Source organism: uncultured Anaerococcus sp., assembly GCF_963510575.1.
Lineage (GTDB): Bacteria > Bacillota > Clostridia > Tissierellales > Peptoniphilaceae > Anaerococcus.
On record NZ_CAUPFR010000131.1, the window covers coordinates 1 to 3,883 of the forward strand.

At 35.0% G+C, this 3,883-nt stretch carries 5 protein-coding genes and 1 tRNA gene; all 6 read left to right on the forward strand.

From position 1 onward, the window contains the following. Positions 1 to 124: 124 nt before the first annotated feature. Positions 125 to 201 (forward strand) — tRNA-Arg (locus RQ907_RS07955). Positions 202 to 360: 159 nt separating this feature from the next. Further along, positions 361 to 1,587 carry a trypsin-like peptidase domain-containing protein gene (locus RQ907_RS07960; protein ID WP_311492841.1) on the forward strand — a complete coding sequence of 409 codons (1,227 nt, stop codon included), beginning with the start codon at positions 361 to 363 and terminating at the stop codon, positions 1,585 to 1,587. Positions 1,588 to 1,758: 171 nt separating this feature from the next. After that, complete coding sequence (gene ylxM / locus RQ907_RS07965; protein ID WP_311492842.1) at positions 1,759 to 2,082, forward strand: YlxM family DNA-binding protein; 324 nt, start codon at positions 1,759 to 1,761, stop codon at positions 2,080 to 2,082. 8 nt (positions 2,083 to 2,090) lie between these two features. Continuing rightward, complete coding sequence (gene ffh, locus RQ907_RS07970) at positions 2,091 to 3,431, forward strand: signal recognition particle protein (protein ID WP_311492843.1); 1,341 nt, start codon at positions 2,091 to 2,093, stop codon at positions 3,429 to 3,431. A gap of 17 nt (positions 3,432 to 3,448) precedes the next feature. Continuing rightward, a complete protein-coding gene (rpsP, locus tag RQ907_RS07975) occupies positions 3,449 to 3,694 on the forward strand; it encodes a 30S ribosomal protein S16 (protein ID WP_004829684.1) in 246 nt (81 codons plus the stop codon). A 2-nt stretch (positions 3,695 to 3,696) separates the two neighbouring features. Then, on the forward strand, positions 3,697 to 3,883 hold a 187-nt coding region (locus RQ907_RS07980), incomplete at its 3' end, for a KH domain-containing protein (RefSeq protein WP_311492844.1).

The following is a 3,883-nucleotide window of genomic DNA, read 5'->3' on the forward strand; positions in this document are numbered from 1 at the left end:
TACTTATAATGCTTGCCATTATAATTTTTATACTATATATAATTTTTATAAGTTCATATCAATTATGGGTTCTTTGACTTTTCATATTTTAGAAGTATATTATATAGGTAAGTTATAAATATTTGCGTCATTAGCTCAGCTGGATAGAGCGTCTGGCTACGGACCAGAAGGCCTGGAGTTCGAATCTTCAATGACGCGCCAAGCTTATTTTAGAAACGTTATTCGATTAGCGTTTCTATTTTTTTATTTTAGATAATATTGCTTGGATTTTATAAATTTTTTTATTTCTTAATATAAATTTAATAATTTTACCATTGTTTGTCCACAAAAAGGGTATATATTACTTTATAGGAGGAGAATATGAGTAATAGATCTTATAAAAATTCTAGCGGAAGATTTTCATCTTTTGCTGCTGCTTTAATCGGCGCTGTTGTTGGTGGATTTGTTGTATATTTCCTACTAACTGGAGTCGGTTTAAATAATAAAGAAGTAAGTAATAATACAAAACAAATAGAGACAAAGCAAGAGGATTCAAAACCTATCGAAATTAAGGAAAATGAGTCTATGGAATCAGTTGTGGTCAAAAAATCAATTGATTCTGTGGTTGGTATCAACACTGTTTCAAAGGTTACTAGACAATCATTTTTTGGACCTCAATCAGGTTATGTTGAAGGTATTGGTTCTGGCTCTATTGTAAGCGAAGATGGCTACATTGTGACAAATTCCCATGTGGTTAGCGATGGAGAAGCCAAGGAGATTAATGTTTTATTCAATAATGGTGAAACAGCTCCGGCTCAATTAGTTTGGAACGATGCGTCTTTGGACTTAGCTATAATCAAGGTTGATAAAAATAATAAAAACCTAAAGGCTATTGACCTTGGAGATTCTGATAAGATGGGCGTTGGTGATAGGGTTGTTGCCATTGGTAATCCTCTTGGTTTCCAACTCCAATCTACTGTAACATCTGGTATTATTTCAGGTCTTAACAGGTCTGTTTCCTTTAATACTGGAGTTCAAATGGATGGTTTGATGCAGACAGATGCAGCCATTAACTCAGGTAACTCTGGTGGAGCCTTGCTAAACTCTAAGGGTGAGTTAATTGGTATAAACACTGCTAAGGCAGGAAATAGCGATGGAATTGGTTTTGCAATTCCTATAAATACAGTAAAACCAGTTATTGATAAGATAAAGGAAAAAGGAAAAATTGATTCAGTTTATCTTGGTATAACAGGTCAGTCTTTGGATTACCTAAGACAATTACAATACCTAAAGGATACTATCAAGGCTAAAAGTGGTATATATGTTGTAAGCGTCTTTACAGATGAAAAAACCATCAAGGAAGGCGATGTAATAACAGCAATAGACGGCAAAGCTGTAAAGGATATGGGAGCCCTAAAGAAGATTCTTTTAGGCTATAACCTTGGAGACACTGTTAAACTAACAATAGAAAGAAATGGCAAAGAAAAGGAAGTTGACTTTAAATTTACAGTTGATTCTTCAAATGTAGATGAATATAAGTCTGCAAAACCAAGCAAATCTATGGAAAATAGGGAAGAGATGACAAATCCATTTTTCAATCTTCCATAAAAACAAAGTGAAAGGGCAGCTAATTTTAGTTGCTCTTTTTTTGTCTAGAGGTCATTAAGAATAAAAAATTAATAGGGAAAAATCATTTGCGGGGTCAAGAAAATTTCTTGACATGGCTAGTATAAGCGTGTATAATACAGGAGTCAAGTAAAAATATTGACAGGTGATATGATGGAGAAAATAGTAAAAGTAGCCCAGCTATACGATGTGTATGGCCCACTTCTAAATGACAAACAAAGAGATGTTATAAATTGCTATTACAACGAAGATTTATCCCTTCAAGAGATTGCCGATAGTGACGGTAAGAGCAAACAGGCGATTTCAGATATGATTAATAGGAGTGTGGATAAATTATTTGAGTTTGAAAATGAGCTTTCTTTACTAAAAAGCAAGAATGAACTTAAGGCTTCTCTTTTTGAAATAAGAGAGCTGATTGAAAGTTCAAATAATAAAGAAGCAATTCAGAGATTAACAGAAATTATTGAACAGATTTAGGAGCGTATATGGTTTTTGAAAGCCTTTCGGATAGACTCCAAGCAGCCCTTGGAAAACTAACGGGAAAAGGAAAATTAAACGAAAAAGACATTGACACTGCCATGAGGGAGATAAGATTATCGCTCCTTGAAGCAGATGTTAATTACAAGGTTGTAAAAGACTTTGTCAAGACTATTAAGGAAAGATCGCTAGGCGCTGAGGTGATGAATTCACTTTCTCCAGGACAGATGGTAGTTAAAATCGTAAATGAAGAGCTAACAAGTCTTATGGGTAAGGAAAACTCAAAGCTTGCCCTAAAAGGTGGGACACCACATATGGTAATGATGGTAGGTCTTCAAGGTTCTGGTAAGACTACTCATTCTGGCAAACTTGTGAAAATGCTAAAAAAGGACAACAGAAATCCTATGTTAGCAGCCCTTGATATCTACAGACCTGCAGCCATTGAACAATTAAAGGTCGTAGGTAAACAAGCAGATACCTTTGTATTTGAAAAGGGTAAGGAAAATCCTGTAAAAATTGCCAAAGAGGCCAAGGATTATGCGAGAATCAACAATTTCGATACAGTAATCCTCGATACAGCAGGTAGGCTTCAGATAGATACTGACCTTATGGATGAGCTTAAGGCTATTAAAGAAGCAGTAAAACCTGATGAAATCCTCTTGGTTGTGGATGCCATGACAGGTCAGGAAGCGGTAAATGTTGCAAAATCCTTTGATGATTATCTAGATATAACAGGAGTAATCCTTACAAAATTAGATGGTGATGCAAGGGGTGGTGCGGCTTTATCAATCAGACAAGTTGTGGGCAAACCTATCAAATTTATAGGTGTAGGTGAAAAACTTGACGATTTAGAGCCTTTCTATCCAGACAGGATGGCAAGTAGAATCCTTGGAATGGGTGATGTACTTTCGCTAATAGAGAAGGCTGAAGAACAATTTTCCTTAGAAAACGCTAAAAAACTCGAAGAAAAGATGAGGGAACAGACTTATAGTTTGGATGATTTCATGGAACAAATCCAACAAATTAGAAATATGGGTCCCCTAGAAGACTTATTATCGATGATACCTGGAGTAAATTCAAAAATGCTTAAAGGTGTTAATGTGGATGATGCAGGCTTTGATAAGATTGAAGCTTTGATAAATTCCATGACTAAGGAAGAAAGAGACAAGCCTGAGATTATTGGCAATAGCAGAAAAAACAGGATTGCAAATGGTTCTGGAGTAGATGTTCGTGAATTAAATAAACTCTTAAAACAATTTAAAGAGCTTAAAAAAATGATGAAAAAAATGAGCGGACTACAGAAAAAAGGAAAAAGAGGCAGAGGCTTTCCAAAGATGCCTTTCTTTTAAAAAATAAGGAGGAAAAAATGGCAGTAAAAATTAGATTAAAAAGATTAGGACAAAAGAAAAAACCATTCTATAGAGTGGTAGTAGCAGACTCTAGAAGAGCTAGAGACGGTAGATTTATCGAAGAAATCGGTTATTATAACCCAGTTTCTGAACCAAAAGTATTTAGAGTTGACAACGAAAAAGCTAAACAATGGATTAAAAACGGTGCTCAACCTACATCTATTGTAGAAAAGCTATTCAAAGACAATGATGTATTAGCATAATTATGAAAGAATTAGTAGAATTAATCGTAAAAGAATTAGTAACAGACAAAGAAGCTGTAGAAATTGTGGAAAATCGTGAGGGCAGCGAGGTTAATATTTTAATCAAGGTTGCCGAAGAAGATAAGGGTAGGGTAATCGGAGTTAGGGGCAATATCATAAACTCCATTAGAACTATCGCAAGAAGTGCAG